This window comes from Rhizobium sp. PP-CC-3G-465, from assembly GCF_004343445.1.
In the GTDB taxonomy this organism is placed as follows: domain Bacteria; phylum Pseudomonadota; class Alphaproteobacteria; order Rhizobiales; family Rhizobiaceae; genus Ferranicluibacter; species Ferranicluibacter rubi.
In genome coordinates this window covers 1,845,598-1,860,524 of record NZ_SLYH01000001.1, presented here as the reverse complement: position 1 = coordinate 1,860,524, position 14,927 = coordinate 1,845,598, and the positions used below count along the sequence as shown (strand labels likewise).

Below are 14,927 nucleotides of genomic sequence, written 5' to 3'. Positions count from 1 at the left end.
CTGGCGATCATGTCGCCATATTCGCTCGTCTGGGCGTTGTAGCCGTAGTTGTCGTCGTTCTTGTCGAGGATCTTGCCAACGACGATCGAAGCTTCGTCACCGGCATTGTCTGCCATCTGGCGAACGAGCACCCGCTCACTCGCCAAAAGATCGCGTCACCGGCGGCCCGCATCAGGCGTTCGTCGCATGACGCCCCGACAGGCTCTCGATCTGGATGCTGTAGAATACCGGAAGCAGCGCTTCGCCTGAGGACGCAGTCTCGCCGGGTTTGTAGGCGCCCGGCTCCCACCAGTTGCCTTTCTCCTGCAGCAGCGACCAGGCGTAGACGTGTTCGCCGTGCCATGTCTCGTCGTCGGGCAGTTCCTGATAAAGCCCTTCCAGCAGGACGCTCTGCCATTCCTCCGGCGTCGCCAGCGTCTCGACCTGAATGCAAGCCTGTGGGTTGGCGCGCAGCGTATCGATCTTCCTGCCCGGCAGTGAAAAGCTGTAGAAAGCGCCCTTTCGGAAGGCATACCGGATCGGGATGACATAAGGCCGGTTTCCGGTGCTGCAGCCAAGGTGCCCGATGGTATTGGCGGCCAACACCGCCTCGCATTCCGGCGTTGTCATATCGCGTACGTTCATGATGGCACTCCTGTCGGCCGTTCCTTCGACGAGGCTTCCGGATCAGCGGAAGCGCGCGGGAACGTTCGCCGACAGTGCGCCTTTGGAGCCTGTCTGGCAAATGCCGCCGCCTCCGACAAACGGTTCTCGTGACATTTCGCGTGAGGTTGAGCACGGCGGTGATGCGGTGAAGCAATACCCGTTCCGAAAAATAGGAAGTCGGTAGCTCGAAGCGGTCGATCCCCGGGGACATGCCCTGAAGCCCCGTGGAACGAAAAAGGGCGGCCCTTGCGGACCGCCCCTTCATTCCGTCAATCCTTTTCGGATTGATTACATCATGCCGCCCATGCCGCCCATGTCGGGCATGCCGCCGCCGGCGCCGCTGTCCTTCTTGGGAAGTTCGGCGATCATGGCTTCGGTGGTGATCAGGAGCGAAGCGACCGAAGCTGCGTTCTGCAGCGCGGTGCGCACGACCTTGACCGGGTCGACGATGCCCATGGCGATCATGTCGCCATATTCGCTCGTCTGGGCGTTGTAGCCGTAGTTGTCGTCGTTCTTGTCGAGGATCTTGCCAACGACGATCGAAGCTTCGTCACCGGCATTGTCGGCGATCTGGCGAACGAGCGACTGGAGAGCCTTGCGAACGATGGCGACGCCGGCGTCCTGATCGGCATTCTCGCCCTTGACGTCGAGAACGGCCGAGCAACGCAGCAGAGCCACGCCGCCGCCGGGAACGATGCCTTCCTGAACGGCTGCACGGGTTGCGTTCAGCGCGTCGTCGATGCGGTCCTTGCGTTCCTTGACTTCGATTTCCGTCGAGCCGCCGACGCGGATGACGGCAACGCCACCAGCGAGCTTGGCCAGACGTTCCTGAAGCTTTTCGCGGTCGTAGTCCGAAGAGGTTTCTTCGATCTGCGCCTTGATCTGGGCAACGCGGCCTTCGATCTCGTTCTTGGCGCCGGCACCGTCGACGATGGTCGTGTTCTCCTTGGAGATCGAGACCTTCTTGGTACGGCCGAGCATTTCGAGCGTGACGTTCTCGAGCTTGATGCCGATGTCTTCGGAGATGACCGTGCCACCCGTCAGAACGGCGATGTCTTCCAGCATGGCCTTGCGGCGGTCGCCGAAGCCCGGAGCCTTGACGGCAGCGATCTTGAGGCCGCCACGCAGCTTGTTGACGACGAGCGTTGCAAGAGCTTCGCCTTCGACATCTTCAGCGATGATCAGGAGCGGCTTGCCGGTCTGGACGACAGCTTCGAGAACCGGAAGCATGGCCTGCAGGTTCGAAAGCTTCTTTTCGTGCAGGAGAACGTAAACGTCCTCGAGCTCGGCCAGCATCTTTTCCGGGTTGGTCACGAAGTAGGGGCTGAGGTAGCCGCGGTCGAACTGCATGCCTTCGACGACTTCGAGTTCGGTTTCGGCGGTCTTGGCTTCCTCGACGGTGATGACACCCTCGTTGCCGACCTTCTGCATGGCTTCAGCAATGTCGAGACCAACCTGCTTGTCGCCGTTTGCCGAGATGGTGCCGACCTGAGCGACTTCTTCCGATGTGGAGATCGGCTTTGCCTTGGCCTGCAGGTCCTTGACGACGGCGAGAACGGCGAGGTCGATGCCGCGCTTCAGGTCCATCGGGTTCATGCCGGCTGCAACGGCCTTGTTGCCTTCGCGAACGATGGCCTGGGCCAGAACGGTTGCAGTCGTGGTGCCGTCACCGGCGATGTCGTTGGTCTTGGAAGCGACTTCGCGAACGAGCTGTGCGCCCATGTTCTCGAACTTGTCTTCCAGTTCGATTTCCTTGGCGACGGAAACGCCGTCCTTGGTGATGCGCGGTGCGCCGAAGGACTTGTCGATGACGACGTTGCGGCCCTTGGGGCCCAGCGTGACCTTGACGGCATCAGCGAGGACATCGACGCCGCGCAGCATTTTTTCGCGCGCGGTGCGGCCGAATTTTACTTCTTTAGCTGCCATTTTGAAAACTCCCGGGCATAAGCCCAAATTTTAAGTGTCGTCGGATTGTGCGAAGGACCTGCCGAAGGCAGAGCCGATATCAGGCGATAACGCCCATGATGTCGGATTCCTTCATGATCAACAGGTCTTCGCCGTTGAGCTTGACTTCGGTGCCCGACCACTTGCCGAACAGGATGCGGTCGCCGGCCTTGACGTCCAAAGGAACGATCTTGCCGCTGTCGTCACGCGCGCCGGAGCCGACGGCGACGATTTCGCCTTCCTGCGGCTTTTCCTTGGCGGTGTCGGGAATGATGATGCCGCCCTTGGTCTTGGCTTCGGACTCGACGCGACGTACGACGACGCGGTCGTGCAGGGGGCGGAAGGTAGTGCTTGTCATTGTCTTTTCCCTCGATCAAATGACGCTGGGATCTCTAGGATCCATCGATCTGTTAGCACTCCGGTAGGTCGAGTGCTAGCAAGGCTGAGATAAGGACGGTTTGTGCCGGAGTCAAGATTGGCGGCCATCATTTATGTCCGCCGCCTGTCACATGACCATCGTAGAGACGGTCTGCGACACGGGTGAGACGCGCGTCGCAAGGGGCCGATCGATCGTTGTCAGAACGATTCGGACGGGATAAGGCGCGGGGCGGACGATGAACGATCAACACGGCACGAATGAGACGGGCGCCGTTTCCGACCATCCGCGCGATGTTTCCACAGAGGCGGGTAACAGCCCGAAGCCGTCTTTCGCACAAGCCGCGCGCGTCTGGGCCCGTATCGGTCTTCTCGGCTTCGGCGGCCCGGCCGGGCAGATCGCGCTGATGCACCGCGAGGTGGTGGAAACGCGGCGCTGGGTGCCGGAGGATCGCTTCCTGCACGCCCTGAATTACTGCATGCTGCTGCCGGGTCCGGAAGCGCAGCAGCTCGCCATCTATATCGGCTGGCTGCTGCACGGCACGCGCGGCGGGCTCGTGGCCGGCATCCTCTTCGTGGCGCCCGGTCTCTGCATTCTGCTCGGCCTTTCGACGCTGTACGCGCTCTACCACCAGACGGGCATGCTCTCGGCGGTATTCTTCGGCCTGAAGGCTGCGGTGCTCGCCATCGTGGTCGAAGCGCTCCTGCGTCTCGCCCGGCGCGCGCTGAAGACGGTCTCGTCGCGCGCCATTGCCGCGCTGGCCTTCGCGGCCCTGTTCTTCTTCTCCGTGCCCTTTCCGCTGGTCATCCTCGCCGCCGGCCTGTTCGGCCTGCTCACAGCCAAGCGGAAGGCGGAAGCTAGATGGGTGGCAGGGGCAACGGACAGGTCGAGAACCTGGCCGCAGACGCTGGCGCTCGTCGGCCTCTGGTCGTGCCTCTGGGTCGCCCCGCTCGGCCTCATCCTCGCCCTCTGGGCCGCCGGAAACGTCTTCTTCGCCCTCCACATCTTCTTTTCCAAGATGGCTGTCGTCACCTTCGGCGGGGCCTATGCGGTGCTCGCCTATGTCGCCCAGCAGGCGGTGGAAACCCACCACTGGCTGCGGCCCGGTGAAATGCTGGATGGGCTGGCGCTGGCGGAAACCACGCCGGGGCCGCTGGTTCTGGTGCTGACCTTCGTCGCCTTCATGGCGGCCTTCCGCCTGCCGCCGGCCGGGCTCGATCCCGTGGTTGCAGGCCTCATCGGCGGCCTCGTCGCCACCTGGGTCACCTTCGTGCCGTGCTTCGCCCTCATCTTCCTCGGCGCGCCCTCCGTCGAGCGGCTGCGGGGCAACCGCATGGCGGTCGCGGCCATGAGCGCGATCTCGGCCGCCGTGGTCGGCGTCATCCTCAACCTCGCCGTCTGGTTCGCCCTGCACGTGCTGTTTGCGAACGTGCAGCAGAGCCGGTTCGGGCCGTTGGTCCTGTCCGTTCCCGAACTGGCGAGTTTCAACGTCGCGGCAGCGCTTCTCGCGCTGCTGGCAGGCAGCCTGCTCTTCGTCGCGCGGCTTGGCGTGGTCGGCACGCTCGCCGTCTGCGCCGCCGGCGGGCTCATGCTCTCGCTGCTCTGAGGCGCCGGGGCGCGCAATTTACAGAGGAATGCGGCGGATAAGCGATACGATTGCCGCGTTTAGGCTTGTCTTTTGGCGACGTCCTTGCGATGTCAGCCGATAGAAGTCTCAACGGGAAGCCTGCATGGCCGTTCGCATCAACAGCTTTCGTGACATCGCGAGCCGCTATGACGTGGTGCTGTGCGACGTCTGGGGCGTCCTTCACAATGGCGTTGCGGCCTTCCGTTCGGCCTGCGAAGCGCTGACGGACGCGCGCAGCCGCGGCGTCACCGTCGTTCTCGTCACCAATTCCCCCCGTCCGCATCCCGGCGTCATCGTCCAGATCCGCGGGCTCGGCGTGCCCGATACCGCCTATGACCGCATCGTCACCTCGGGCGATGTCACCCGCGCGCTGATCGCCGCTGGCCCGAAGAAGATCTACTTCATCGGCTCCGATCGCGATTTTCCGCTGCTGGCTGGCCTCGGCGTCGATATCGTCGCCTCCGAAGATGCCGAGATCGTCGTCTGCGCCGGGTTCTTCGACGACGAAACCGAGACGCCGGACGATTACCGCGCCACGCTCTCGGTCCTGGCCAAGCGCAAGCTGCCCTTCATCTGCGCCAATCCGGACCTCGTGGTCGAGCGGGGAGACCGGCTGATCCCCTGTGCCGGCGCCATCGCCAAGCTCTATGAGGATCTGGGCGGCGAGGCCCGCATCGCCGGCAAGCCGCACAAGCCGATCTATCGTGCGGCGCTGAGCGAAGCCAAGGGTGTCCGCGGCACGCTGGAAGGCGCCCGCGTCATCGCCATCGGCGATGGCATGCCAACCGACGTTCGCGGCGCGCAGGACAGCGGTATCGACGTTCTCTATATCAGCGCGGGCATTCATGGAGCCGAGTACATGACCGGCGAAAAGACCGATGAGGCGAAACTCGCCGCCTTCCTGAAAAAGGAGGGCGCGACGCCGAAATGGTGGATGCCCCGGCTCGCGTGACATGACAGTCTTTCACCGCAACGAGACGAAAAATCCTTTGCCGGCCGCCCTCCACGGCGGCGTCATCGCCATCGGCAATTTCGATGGCGTGCATCGCGGTCACCAGTCGGTGCTCGATCGTGCGCTGGTCGAGGCCCACGCGCTGGGCGTGCCCGCGCTCGTGCTGACCTTCGAGCCCCATCCCCGCGCCATCTTCCGGCCCGACGAGCCCGTCTTCCGCCTGACGCCGGCGCCGCTTAAGGCGCGCATCCTCGAAGGCATGGGCTTTGCCGCTGTCATCGAATATCCGTTCGATCGCAGCTTCTCGCAGATGTCGGCGCATGATTTCATCCGCGACGTGCTGATGGACTGGCTGAAGGCCGGCCATGTCGTCACCGGGTTCGACTTCCATTTCGGTAAGGGCCGGGAAGGCGGTCCCGCCTTCCTGATGAAGGCCGGCACCGACAACGGTTTCGGCGTCACGCTGGTCGATGCCTATCGCGACGAGAACGCCGACGTCATCTCGTCCAGCCGCGTCCGCAGCCTTCTCGTCGAAGGCGACGTGGCGCAGGCGGCGGGCCTGCTCGGCTATCGCTACACGGTGGAGGCGGAGGTGATCGGCGGCAAACGGCTTGGCCGCACGCTCGGCTATCCCACCGCCAACATGCGCCTCGACCCCGGCGTCTGCCTGAGAAACGGCATCTACGCCGTCCGCTTCCGCCGCGCCGATGGCTCCCTGCACGATGCCGTCGCCAGCTTCGGCCGCCGCCCGACGGTGACCAGCGATGGCGAGGCCCTGCTCGAGACCTTCCTGTTCGACTTCTCAGGCGACCTCTACGGCGAAATCGCCTCCGTCTCCTTCTTCGGCCACCTGCGCGACGAACTGAAGTTCGACGGCCTCGACCCGCTGATCGTCCAGATGAAGCAGGACGACGCGGAAGCCCGCGCGCTTCTCTCAGGCGTTACGCCGCTCAGCGGGATCGATATGGGGCTGTGTTTCTAGAGTTTGCCGTCGTAGCCGGCATCTTTCAGGTAGAACCCGTCCGGCATCAGGCCGCGACCGGCAGGATGGGTGCCTGCCAGACGATCGCGGGGATCAGGTCCTTCAGCGGTGTCGTTGCCAGCTCCGGCAGCGAGATATGATTGTTGACGATCAACGCGATGGCCGCGTCCGCCATGATGGCCTGAAAGGCATCAAGATCGTCGGCTTCGATATGCACGCCCACGATGTCGCTTTCGGAAATGAAAACCCCGGCTTCAGCATCCCAGACGGCCCTCACGAAGAACGTACGTTTCATGCCCATGATCCTCCCAGATCAACGTCCCGTCCCCGGTCGTCTTCCCGCTCGATATCGAGGTCGAACCCGTGATGACCAAGTCCTTCCATGAACTCCAAGAAGCTTTGCCGTGGTTGAGATACCGTCAGCCGCTCGTGCTCCTCGACGCTGATGACGACGACGCTGTCGCGCCCCCGCACCGTAACGCGTTGTGGACCTTCGCTTCGCGCGCGCCGGACGACTTCGCTGAAGCGAGCTTTTGCGTCCTCCAGCTTCCACGTTGGAGGTTTTGCGAGATTCTTGGCCATGGAAAAACTCCCATCTCGTCAGATGGTCAGCATAGCGGAGCCGACCCGTGAAGTCCATTTGCTGCGTGCGGAGGCCCCCTTCCATTCCGCTGCAAAAACCCTTAGACAACGGGCCATCATGACACACATGCGGCCTGCGTCTTCCCTGCGAATTATCGGCCCGGCCTTCCGCGCGCGCTAAGCGGCCGGAAGGTCCGGGTTTCAAGCATTTGCGCCGCCGCAGGGCTTGCACGCCCCGCGCGTCTGTTTCCTGCCCCGACATTGCGCTTCCCAAGCGCCAGAGAATGATCGCCGATATGACCGAGACCACCCAAACCTTCGACTATTCCAAGACCCTCTATCTGCCCGAAACCGACTTCCCCATGCGCGCCGGCCTGCCGCAGAAGGAGCCGGAGATGGTGGCCCGCTGGCAGCAGATGGACCTCTACAAAAAGCTGCGCGCCTCCGCCGCTGGCCGGACAAAATTCGTGCTGCATGACGGCCCGCCCTATGCCAACGGCAACATCCACATCGGCCACGCGCTGAACAAGATCCTGAAGGACGTCATCACCCGCTCGTTCCAGATGCGCGGCTTCGACAGCAATTACGTGCCCGGCTGGGATTGCCACGGCCTGCCGATCGAGTGGAAGATCGAGGAGGAGAACTACCGCGCCAAGGGGAAGGGCAAGCCCGACCTGCGCGAGCCCGCCGCCATGATCGAGTTCCGCCGCGAATGCCGCGCCTATGCCGAAAAATGGATCAAGGTGCAGGCCGACGAGTTCAAGCGCCTTGGTATCACCGGCGATTTCGACAATCCCTACCTCACGATGAACTTTCATGCCGAAGCCCGCATCGCCGGAGAACTCCTGAAGATCGCCAAAAGCGGCCAGCTCTATCGCGGCTCGAAGCCGATCATGTGGTCGGTGGTGGAGCGCACGGCGCTCGCTGAGGCCGAGGTGGAGTATCACGACGTCGAGAGTGACACGATCTGGGTGAAGTTTCCGGTGATTGCGGAAACACCCGATACAAGGATCGGCCGCAACGGTGTCGTCAATACGATTGATTTGGATCTCCATAACGCCTTCGTCGTTATCTGGACCACGACCCCTTGGACGATCCCCGGCAATCGCGCCATCGCCTATTCGCCGAAGATTTCATACGGCCTCTTTGAAGTCACGGAAGCGGTCAATGATTTCGGGCCGCGTCCGGGTGAAAAACTGATCTTTGCCGACAGACTGGCCGAGGAATGCGCCGCCAAGGCGAAGCTGGTATTCGCACGTCGGCGGACTGTGACCGCAGATGAACTTGCCGCCATCACATGCGCCCATCCGCTGACCGATCTCGGTTACGACTTCGATGTTCCACTTCTCTCTGGCGATCACGTCACCGAAGACGCCGGCACCGGCTTTGTCCATACGGCCCCCGGTCATGGCCGCGAGGACTTTGACGCATGGATGTCTGTTGCCCGCGATCTCGAAGCACGCGGCATTTCGTCGAGCATTCCTTTCACGGTGGATGACGCCGGCTACTACACCAAGGACGCGCCGGGTTTCGGCCCGGAGGCCGAGGGTGGCCCTGCGCGCGTCATGGACGACAACGGCAAGAAGGGCGATGCCAACGAGCGCGTCATCAAGGCGCTGATCGCGACCAACACGCTCTTTGCCCGCGGCCGGCTGAAGCATTCCTATCCGCATTCGTGGCGTTCCAAGAAGCCGGTCATCTTCCGCAACACGCCGCAATGGTTCGTCTACATGGACAAGGACCTTGCCGACGGCACGACGCTGCGCACCCGCGCGCTCACCGCCATCGACGACACCCGCTTCGTGCCGGCCGCCGGCCAGAACCGCCTGCGCGCCATGATCGAAGGCCGCCCGGACTGGGTGCTGTCCCGCCAGCGCGCCTGGGGCGTTCCCATCTGCGTCTTCGCCCGCGAGGACGGCACGGTGCTGAATGACGAGGCCGTCAATGCCCGCATTCTCGAAGCCTTCGAGGCCGAAGGCGCAGACGCGTGGTTTGCGGCCGGCGCCAAGGAGCGCTTCCTCGGCAACGACCACGACGCGGCCGAATGGACCCAGGTCATGGACATCCTCGATGTCTGGTTCGACTCGGGTTCTACCCATGTCTTCACGCTGGAAGACCGGCCGGATCTCAAATGGCCGGCCGATGTCTATCTGGAAGGCTCTGACCAGCATCGTGGCTGGTTCCACTCGTCCCTGCTCGAAAGCGCGGCGACGCGCGGCCGCGCGCCTTACGACACCGTCGTCACCCACGGCTTCATCATGGATGAGAAGGGGGAGAAGATGTCGAAGTCGAAGGGCAACGTCACGGCTCCTCAGGAGGTCATGAAGGATGCCGGCGCCGATATCCTGCGCCTCTGGGTCATGACATCGGACTATGCCGACGACCTGCGCGTCGGCAAGGCGATCATCCAGACCAACATCGATGCCTATCGCAAGCTCCGCAACACCATCCGCTGGATGCTCGGCACGCTGGCGCATGACCCCGGCGAAGACGTCGCCCTGGCCGACATGCCCTCGCTTGAGCGGCTGATGCTGCACCGGCTGGCCGAACTCGACGAGGTCGTGCGCAGCGGTTACGATGCCTTCGACTTCAAGAAGGTGACGCGCGCGCTCATCGATTTCTCCAATGTCGAGCTGTCGGCCTTCTACTTCGACATCCGCAAGGACGCGCTCTATTGCGACGCGCCGTCGAGCCTGCGCCGCCGCGCCAGCCTCTGCGTCATCCGCCGCCTCTTCGAGTGCCTCGTCACCTGGCTGGCACCCATGCTGCCCTTCACCACGGAAGAAGCCTGGCTGTCGCTGAAGCCCGATGCCGTCTCCATCCATCTGGAGCAGTTCCCCGACCTGCCGGCCGAATGGCGCAATGAGGCCGTTGCCGAGAAATGGCGTGTCATCCGTGACATCCGCCGCGTCGTCACCGGCGCGCTGGAAGTCGAGCGCCGTGAAAAGCGCATCGGCGCTTCGCTGGAGGCAGCCCCCGTCGTCTACATCGCCGATGCCGTAACGGCGGAAGCGTTGGACGGTGAGGATTTCGCCGAGATCTGCATCACCTCGGCCATCGAGGTGGTCGTCGGCAAGGGGCCGGAAAACGCGTTCCGCCTGGAAGGCGAGGGCAAGGTCTCCGTCGAGCCGCGTCTGGCCGAAGGCCGCAAATGCGCCCGCTCGTGGAAGGTGACGACGGATGTCGGTTCCGACCCGGCCTATCCCGATGTCACCGCCCGCGATGCGGCGGCTCTGCGGGAGCTCGGCATTTCGCTTTGACGTGTCGTGATGTCATGACGACCGGATGAATTGCGCTCGCGCCGTTCATCCGGTAGAACCCTGCCTGAAAATGGGCGGATTTATCCGTCATGGGGCAGGAATTGGCGGGCAGATCGGCCCAAGCGCATCCCGGGGGGTCCGGGAGCGCCGGGAGGCTGGCGGGGCAGGCCGCACGCGCTGGAAGGGTTTGAATGACAATGACGCGACAGTATGGTGCGGGCGCCGGCGTGCTCTCGATCATGGCCGCAAGCTTCGTGCTGACCGGTTGCATCGGCGGGCCGACCTACGGGACGGACAAGACGGCCGGCGAGCACCTGATGGACGACCTCGGCAGCACGGTCAGCATGGGCGGCGACAAGTCCGCCAACGTGAAGTACCAGCCGCGCCCGGGTCTCGTCCTGCCGCCGTCGGCTGAGCGCACGGCCCTCGTCCAGCCGCAGGCTTCGCTGGCCAACAAGGATAATCCGGCTTGGGTCGAATCGCCCGAGGAAACGCGCCAGCGTCTGCGCGAGGAAGCCGACGAGAACGCGGACCGGCCGGGCTATGTCTCGCCGCTCGCGAAAGCCTCGGCCAACGGCCGCAAGCTCACCGCCAAGGAACAGCAGGAAGCCTATCGTGAAGCCCGCAAGGTGCAGATGGGGGCCTATGCCGACAAGCGCCGTTTCCTCAGCGATCCCCCGCTCGCCTACCGCAAGGCACCCGAGGAAGCCCTGACCGATCTCGGCGAGGACGAAACCATCAAGGAACGTCGTCGCAAGAAGGAAGCGCAGGTGCAGGGCAGCGGCAAGAAGTGGTGGCAGGTTTTCTGATTCGGCCATGAGCGTCACCATCCGCGAGGCCACCGTTGAGGATGCCGCTATCATCCTGCGCTTCGTGCGGGAACTGGCAGCCTACGAAAAGCTGGAGCACGAAGTGGAAGCGACGGTGGACACCACCGCGTTGGCCCTCTTCGGCCCGGACAGCGTTTCCAAAGCCGTGATCTGCGAGCGTGATGGCGCGCCCATCGGCTTCGCCGTCTGGTTCCTGATCTACTCCACCTGGCAGGCCCGCAACGGGCTCTACCTCGAAGATCTCTACGTCACCCCGGAAGCCCGCGGCACGGGCGCCGGGCGCAGCCTGTTGCGACATCTGGCGAGAATCGCCGTCGACAAGAACTGCGGCCGTTTCGAGTGGAGCGTGCTGGACTGGAACGAGCCCGCCATCCGCGCCTATCGCGCCATCGGTGCGGAGCCGATGGACGGCTGGACCCGCTACCGCCTGACCGGCCGGGCCTTGCAGGATTTCGCCACCGGCTGAAAACCTACCGCCGCGCCTCGAAGAAGGTGCGCAACAATCCCGCCGCTTCCGTTTCTCCCAGCCCCGAATAGACATCGGGCGCATGGTGGCAGGTCGGCTGGGCGTAGAAGCGCCCGCCATGATCCACCCCGCCGCCCTTCGGGTCGCCGGCGCCGTAATAGAGGCGGCGGATGCGGGCAAAGGAGATGGCGGCGGCGCACATGGCGCAGGGTTCGAGCGTGACATAGAGGTCGGCGCCGGCCAGTCGTTCCGCATTGAGCCGTCGCGCAGCATCGCGGATCGCCTCGATTTCGGCATGGGCCGTCACGTCGCGGCGCTCGCGCGTCCGGTTGCCGCCGGCGCCGATCACAGTGCCGTCGAGCACGACGACAGCACCGATCGGCACCTCGCCGCGCACTTGCGCTGCCCGTGCTTCCGCCAGCGCCAGATCCATGAACCCCGGTGATGCGGCCATTCGCGTCATTATTTCTCTTAACCCATCGGCTCCGACCTGATAGGAGAGCCTGAAAAGGCAGGCAACACAAATGACATCCAATGACAAGCCCCAGCGTCCGCGCGGCAAGCCCGCAAGCGGCGGCAAGACGACAGACCGCGCGCCGCGCGCAGCGGCAGCCGACGGCAAGGCCAAACTCGGCAAGCCCGCATTCGGTAAAAACGCAGGCGACAAGAAGCCCTTTGAAAAGAGGGAGGGCGGAAAGCCGGCCTTCGGCAAGCCGGCCTTCGGAAAAACCAGCGGACCGCCGCGTGGCAAGCCCGCTTTTGCAAAGCGCGACGACGCGACGCCGCATGAAACGCGCGCGACAGAGCGCCCGGCGTTCGACAGGCCGCGTGCCGAACAGGCCCGCTCCGACAAGCCGTGGGGCGAACAGCCGCGTTTCGACAAGCCCCGTTCAGACAGGCCTCGCTTCGAGAAGGGCGGCGCCGAGACGGCCCGTTCCGACAAGCCGAAATTCGACAAGCCCCCATTCGACAAACCCAGGTTCGACAAGCCCAAGTTCGATAAGCCGCGTGGCGAACGCACGGCCGAGCGTGTCGCCGACGAGCGTCCTGCCCGCGCGCGCGCCGCAGCGGCGACGGCCGTGTCCGACGAAGCGCCCCAGCGTATCTCCAAGATCCTCGCCCGTGCCGGCATCGCCTCGCGTCGCGACATCGAGCGGATGATCATGGAAGGCCGCGTCAGCGTCAACGGCACCAAGCTGGACACGCCGGTCGTCAACGTTACCCTGTCCGACAAGATCGAGGTCGATGGCCAGCAGATCCGCGGCATCGAGCGCACCCGTCTCTGGCTCTACCACAAGCCGACCGGGCTGGTGACCACGAACAACGATCCGGAAGGTCGCGCGACGGTGTTCGACCGCCTGCCGGAAGACCTGCCGCGCGTGCTCTCCATCGGTCGTCTCGACATCAACACCGAAGGCCTGCTGCTTCTGACCAATGACGGCGGTCTCGCCCGCGTGCTGGAACTACCGGCGACCGGCTGGCTGCGCCGCTACCGCGTCCGCGCGCATGGCAAGATCGAACAGGCCGACCTCGACAAGCTCAAGGACGGCATCGCCGTCGATGGTGTGCTTTACGGCGCGATCGATGCGACGCTGGACAAGGTTCAGGGTGCCAACGTCTGGATCACCATGGGTCTGCGCGAAGGCAAGAACCGCGAGATCAAGAACGTCCTCGGCGCGCTCGGCCTCGACGTGAACCGCCTGATCCGCATCTCCTATGGCCCGTTCCAGCTCGGCGAACTGCCGGAAGGTGCTGCCCAGGAAATCCGCGGCCGCACGCTGCGCGACCAGCTGGGCCCGCGCCTGATCGAGGATGCCAAGGCGAACTTCGATGCACCGCTCTTCAACAATCCGGATGCCGACGATGAAGGTCCGCTGGTCTCGACCGAGCGCAGTGCCGAACGCGGCAACGACCGGTCGAGTGACCGCGGGCAGGGCGCTTACGAGAAGCCGGCCTTCCGCGAGAAGACGGCCGACCGCAACGAGCGCCTGCGCGGCCGTCTCGATACGCGTCCCGCAGACAACAAGCGTGGTGGCCGTGATAGCGCACCGGCAGCGCGTGGCGACGGGCCGAAGCGCGAGCCGCTCGGCCGTCCGCGCAAGGCCAATGTCTGGATGGCGCCCGGCGCCCGTCCCCTCGCCGAAAAGAAGACCGGCCCCGAGGCGGCATCGGCTGAAAAGCCGGTTCGCCGCGAGCGTCCCGAAGGCGCGCCCAAGGTCAAGCGCTACGGCCGCACCAAGGATGGCCAGGCGATTGTCGGCAAGCAGCGTTTCGATCCGGATCGCAAGAGCAACGCGAGCTTTGCCCGTCCCGACACAGGCCCGCGCGTGATCGTCGAGCGGGATTCGCAGGACCGCGACTGGATCAAGGCCAGCGAGCCCCCGGTTCGCGAGGAACGCGGCGGCTTCAAGTCCCGCGACGGCGGCGATCGCGAAACGAAGAGCTTCGGTGACCGCAAGCCGCGGGGCGATCGTCCCGACGGCGAACGGTCTTTCGGTGCCAAGAAAAGCTTCGGCGAAAAGAAGAGCTTTGGCGGCGATCGTCCTGCGGCTAAGTCCTTTGCCAAGCCCGGTGCGAAATCCGCTAGCAAGCCCTCCTTCGGCGGCAAGCCTTCAGGCGGTCGCCCAACGGGCGGCAAACCCTCTTTCGGTGGCAAACCGGGCGGTTCCAAGCCGCGCGGCGGGAAGTAGCACCCGGTGCGCATCGTCGGCGGAGAATTTCGCGGCCGGGCTCTCGCGAGCCCGGCAACGGCCGATATCCGGCCGACATCCGACAGGACGCGCGAAAGCCTGTTCAACATCCTCAGCCACGCCTATCCCGACCGGCTGGAGGAGACCCGTATCCTCGACCTCTTCGCCGGAACCGGTGCCGTCGGGCTCGAAGCCCTGTCGCGCGGCTGCCGGCAGGCGCTGTTCGTCGAAAACAGCGCGGAGGGCAGGGGCCTGCTGCGCACCAATATCGAGACGCTGGGCCTCACCGGTCGCGCCAGGATCTTCCGGCGCGACGCGACCGATCTCGGCACGGTCGGCACCGTCGAGCCCTTCCACCTCGTCTTCGCCGATCCGCCCTATGGCAAGGGTCTTGGCGAGCGAGCACTGGCGGCGGCCTCCGCCGGCGGCTGGATCCTGCCCGATGCGCTTGTGATCCTCGAAGAGCGCGCCGATGTAACGCCGATGGCGGGGCCCGATTTCGAGACGCTCGACATCCGCCAGTTCGGCGACACCCGCATGCATTTCTATCGCTTCCGCAAGCGCGGCTGACCC

The 14,927-nt window shown here is 64.4% G+C and carries 14 protein-coding genes; 8 read left to right on the top strand and 6 right to left on the bottom strand.

Annotated features, from left to right (window positions below):
* Positions 1–171 precede the first annotated feature (171 nt).
* From C8J33_RS08755 to groES, 3 genes are all read right to left on the bottom strand, one after another.
* A complete protein-coding gene (locus C8J33_RS08755; RefSeq protein ID WP_245419985.1) occupies positions 172–624 on the bottom strand; it encodes a pyridoxamine 5'-phosphate oxidase family protein in 453 nt (150 codons plus the stop codon).
* Positions 625–933: 309 nt separating this feature from the next.
* A complete protein-coding gene (groL, locus tag C8J33_RS08750) occupies positions 934–2,571 on the bottom strand; it encodes a chaperonin GroEL (protein WP_110726816.1) in 1,638 nt (545 codons plus the stop codon).
* 79 nt (positions 2,572–2,650) lie between these two features.
* Complete coding sequence (gene groES, locus C8J33_RS08745) at positions 2,651–2,947, bottom strand: co-chaperone GroES (RefSeq protein WP_092932367.1); 297 nt, start codon at positions 2,945–2,947, stop codon at positions 2,651–2,653.
* A 256-nt stretch (positions 2,948–3,203) separates the two neighbouring features.
* Between groES and chrA the strand changes: the two genes are divergently transcribed.
* The 3 genes from chrA (at position 3,204) to C8J33_RS08730 (ending at position 6,526) form a co-directional block, all read left to right on the top strand.
* A complete protein-coding gene (gene chrA, locus C8J33_RS08740) occupies positions 3,204–4,571 on the top strand; it encodes a chromate efflux transporter (RefSeq protein ID WP_132663748.1) in 1,368 nt (455 codons plus the stop codon).
* A gap of 124 nt (positions 4,572–4,695) precedes the next feature.
* A complete protein-coding gene (locus tag C8J33_RS08735) occupies positions 4,696–5,544 on the top strand; it encodes a TIGR01459 family HAD-type hydrolase (protein ID WP_132663747.1) in 849 nt (282 codons plus the stop codon).
* A 1-nt stretch (position 5,545) separates the two neighbouring features.
* Positions 5,546–6,526 carry a bifunctional riboflavin kinase/FAD synthetase gene (locus tag C8J33_RS08730; RefSeq protein ID WP_132663746.1) on the top strand — a complete coding sequence of 327 codons (981 nt, stop codon included), beginning with the start codon at positions 5,546–5,548 and terminating at the stop codon, positions 6,524–6,526.
* A 46-nt stretch (positions 6,527–6,572) separates the two neighbouring features.
* Here C8J33_RS08730 and C8J33_RS08725 read toward each other — a convergent pair whose 3' ends face one another.
* Together C8J33_RS08725 and C8J33_RS08720 are read right to left on the bottom strand one after the other, a co-directional pair.
* Complete coding sequence (locus C8J33_RS08725) at positions 6,573–6,821, bottom strand: DUF1902 domain-containing protein (RefSeq protein WP_165929766.1); 249 nt, start codon at positions 6,819–6,821, stop codon at positions 6,573–6,575.
* Complete coding sequence (locus C8J33_RS08720) at positions 6,818–7,108, bottom strand: type II toxin-antitoxin system Phd/YefM family antitoxin (RefSeq protein WP_132663744.1); 291 nt, start codon at positions 7,106–7,108, stop codon at positions 6,818–6,820. The genes C8J33_RS08725 and C8J33_RS08720 overlap by 4 nt, the downstream gene beginning before the upstream one ends.
* Before the next feature lie 296 nt (positions 7,109–7,404).
* Between C8J33_RS08720 and ileS the strand changes: the two genes are divergently transcribed.
* The 3 genes from ileS (at position 7,405) to C8J33_RS08705 (ending at position 11,664) form a co-directional block, all read left to right on the top strand.
* On the top strand, positions 7,405–10,368 hold the full coding sequence (gene ileS, locus C8J33_RS08715) for an isoleucine--tRNA ligase (protein ID WP_132663743.1): 2,964 nt from the start codon (positions 7,405–7,407) through the stop codon (positions 10,366–10,368).
* Positions 10,369–10,559: 191 nt separating this feature from the next.
* Entirely contained in the window at positions 10,560–11,177 is a 618-nt protein-coding gene (locus C8J33_RS08710) for a hypothetical protein (RefSeq protein WP_110799929.1), read from the top strand.
* 7 nt (positions 11,178–11,184) lie between these two features.
* Positions 11,185–11,664, top strand: a complete 480-nt coding sequence (locus tag C8J33_RS08705) for a GNAT family N-acetyltransferase (protein ID WP_132663742.1) — start codon at positions 11,185–11,187, stop codon at positions 11,662–11,664.
* 4 nt (positions 11,665–11,668) lie between these two features.
* Here C8J33_RS08705 and C8J33_RS08700 read toward each other — a convergent pair whose 3' ends face one another.
* Positions 11,669–12,118, bottom strand: coding sequence for a nucleoside deaminase (locus C8J33_RS08700; protein ID WP_132664510.1), 450 nt, complete (start codon positions 12,116–12,118; stop codon positions 11,669–11,671).
* 70 nt (positions 12,119–12,188) lie between these two features.
* Between C8J33_RS08700 and C8J33_RS08695 the strand changes: the two genes are divergently transcribed.
* Both C8J33_RS08695 and rsmD read left to right on the top strand, forming a co-directional pair.
* A complete protein-coding gene (locus C8J33_RS08695) occupies positions 12,189–14,354 on the top strand; it encodes a pseudouridine synthase (RefSeq protein WP_165929765.1) in 2,166 nt (721 codons plus the stop codon).
* A 6-nt stretch (positions 14,355–14,360) separates the two neighbouring features.
* Positions 14,361–14,924, top strand: coding sequence for a 16S rRNA (guanine(966)-N(2))-methyltransferase RsmD (rsmD, locus tag C8J33_RS08690; protein ID WP_110799926.1), 564 nt, complete (start codon positions 14,361–14,363; stop codon positions 14,922–14,924).
* Positions 14,925–14,927 lie beyond the last annotated feature (3 nt).

Coding starts and splice junctions, on each gene's coding strand:
- C8J33_RS08725 (WP_165929766.1), bottom strand. CDS start 6,821: ATGAAACGTACGTTCTTCGTGAGGGCCGTCTGGGATGCTGAAGCCGGG.
- C8J33_RS08705 (WP_132663742.1), top strand. CDS start 11,185: ATGAGCGTCACCATCCGCGAGGCCACCGTTGAGGATGCCGCTATCATC.
- C8J33_RS08710 (WP_110799929.1), top strand. CDS start 10,560: ATGACAATGACGCGACAGTATGGTGCGGGCGCCGGCGTGCTCTCGATC.
- C8J33_RS08700 (WP_132664510.1), bottom strand. CDS start 12,118: ATGGCCGCATCACCGGGGTTCATGGATCTGGCGCTGGCGGAAGCACGG.
- groES (WP_092932367.1), bottom strand. CDS start 2,947: ATGACAAGCACTACCTTCCGCCCCCTGCACGACCGCGTCGTCGTACGT.
- C8J33_RS08695 (WP_165929765.1), top strand. CDS start 12,189: ATGACATCCAATGACAAGCCCCAGCGTCCGCGCGGCAAGCCCGCAAGC.
- C8J33_RS08730 (WP_132663746.1), top strand. CDS start 5,546: ATGACAGTCTTTCACCGCAACGAGACGAAAAATCCTTTGCCGGCCGCC.
- C8J33_RS08755 (WP_245419985.1), bottom strand. CDS start 624: ATGAACGTACGCGATATGACAACGCCGGAATGCGAGGCGGTGTTGGCC.
- C8J33_RS08720 (WP_132663744.1), bottom strand. CDS start 7,108: ATGGCCAAGAATCTCGCAAAACCTCCAACGTGGAAGCTGGAGGACGCA.
- C8J33_RS08735 (WP_132663747.1), top strand. CDS start 4,696: ATGGCCGTTCGCATCAACAGCTTTCGTGACATCGCGAGCCGCTATGAC.
- ileS (WP_132663743.1), top strand. CDS start 7,405: ATGACCGAGACCACCCAAACCTTCGACTATTCCAAGACCCTCTATCTG.
- groL (WP_110726816.1), bottom strand. CDS start 2,571: ATGGCAGCTAAAGAAGTAAAATTCGGCCGCACCGCGCGCGAAAAAATG.
- chrA (WP_132663748.1), top strand. CDS start 3,204: ATGAACGATCAACACGGCACGAATGAGACGGGCGCCGTTTCCGACCAT.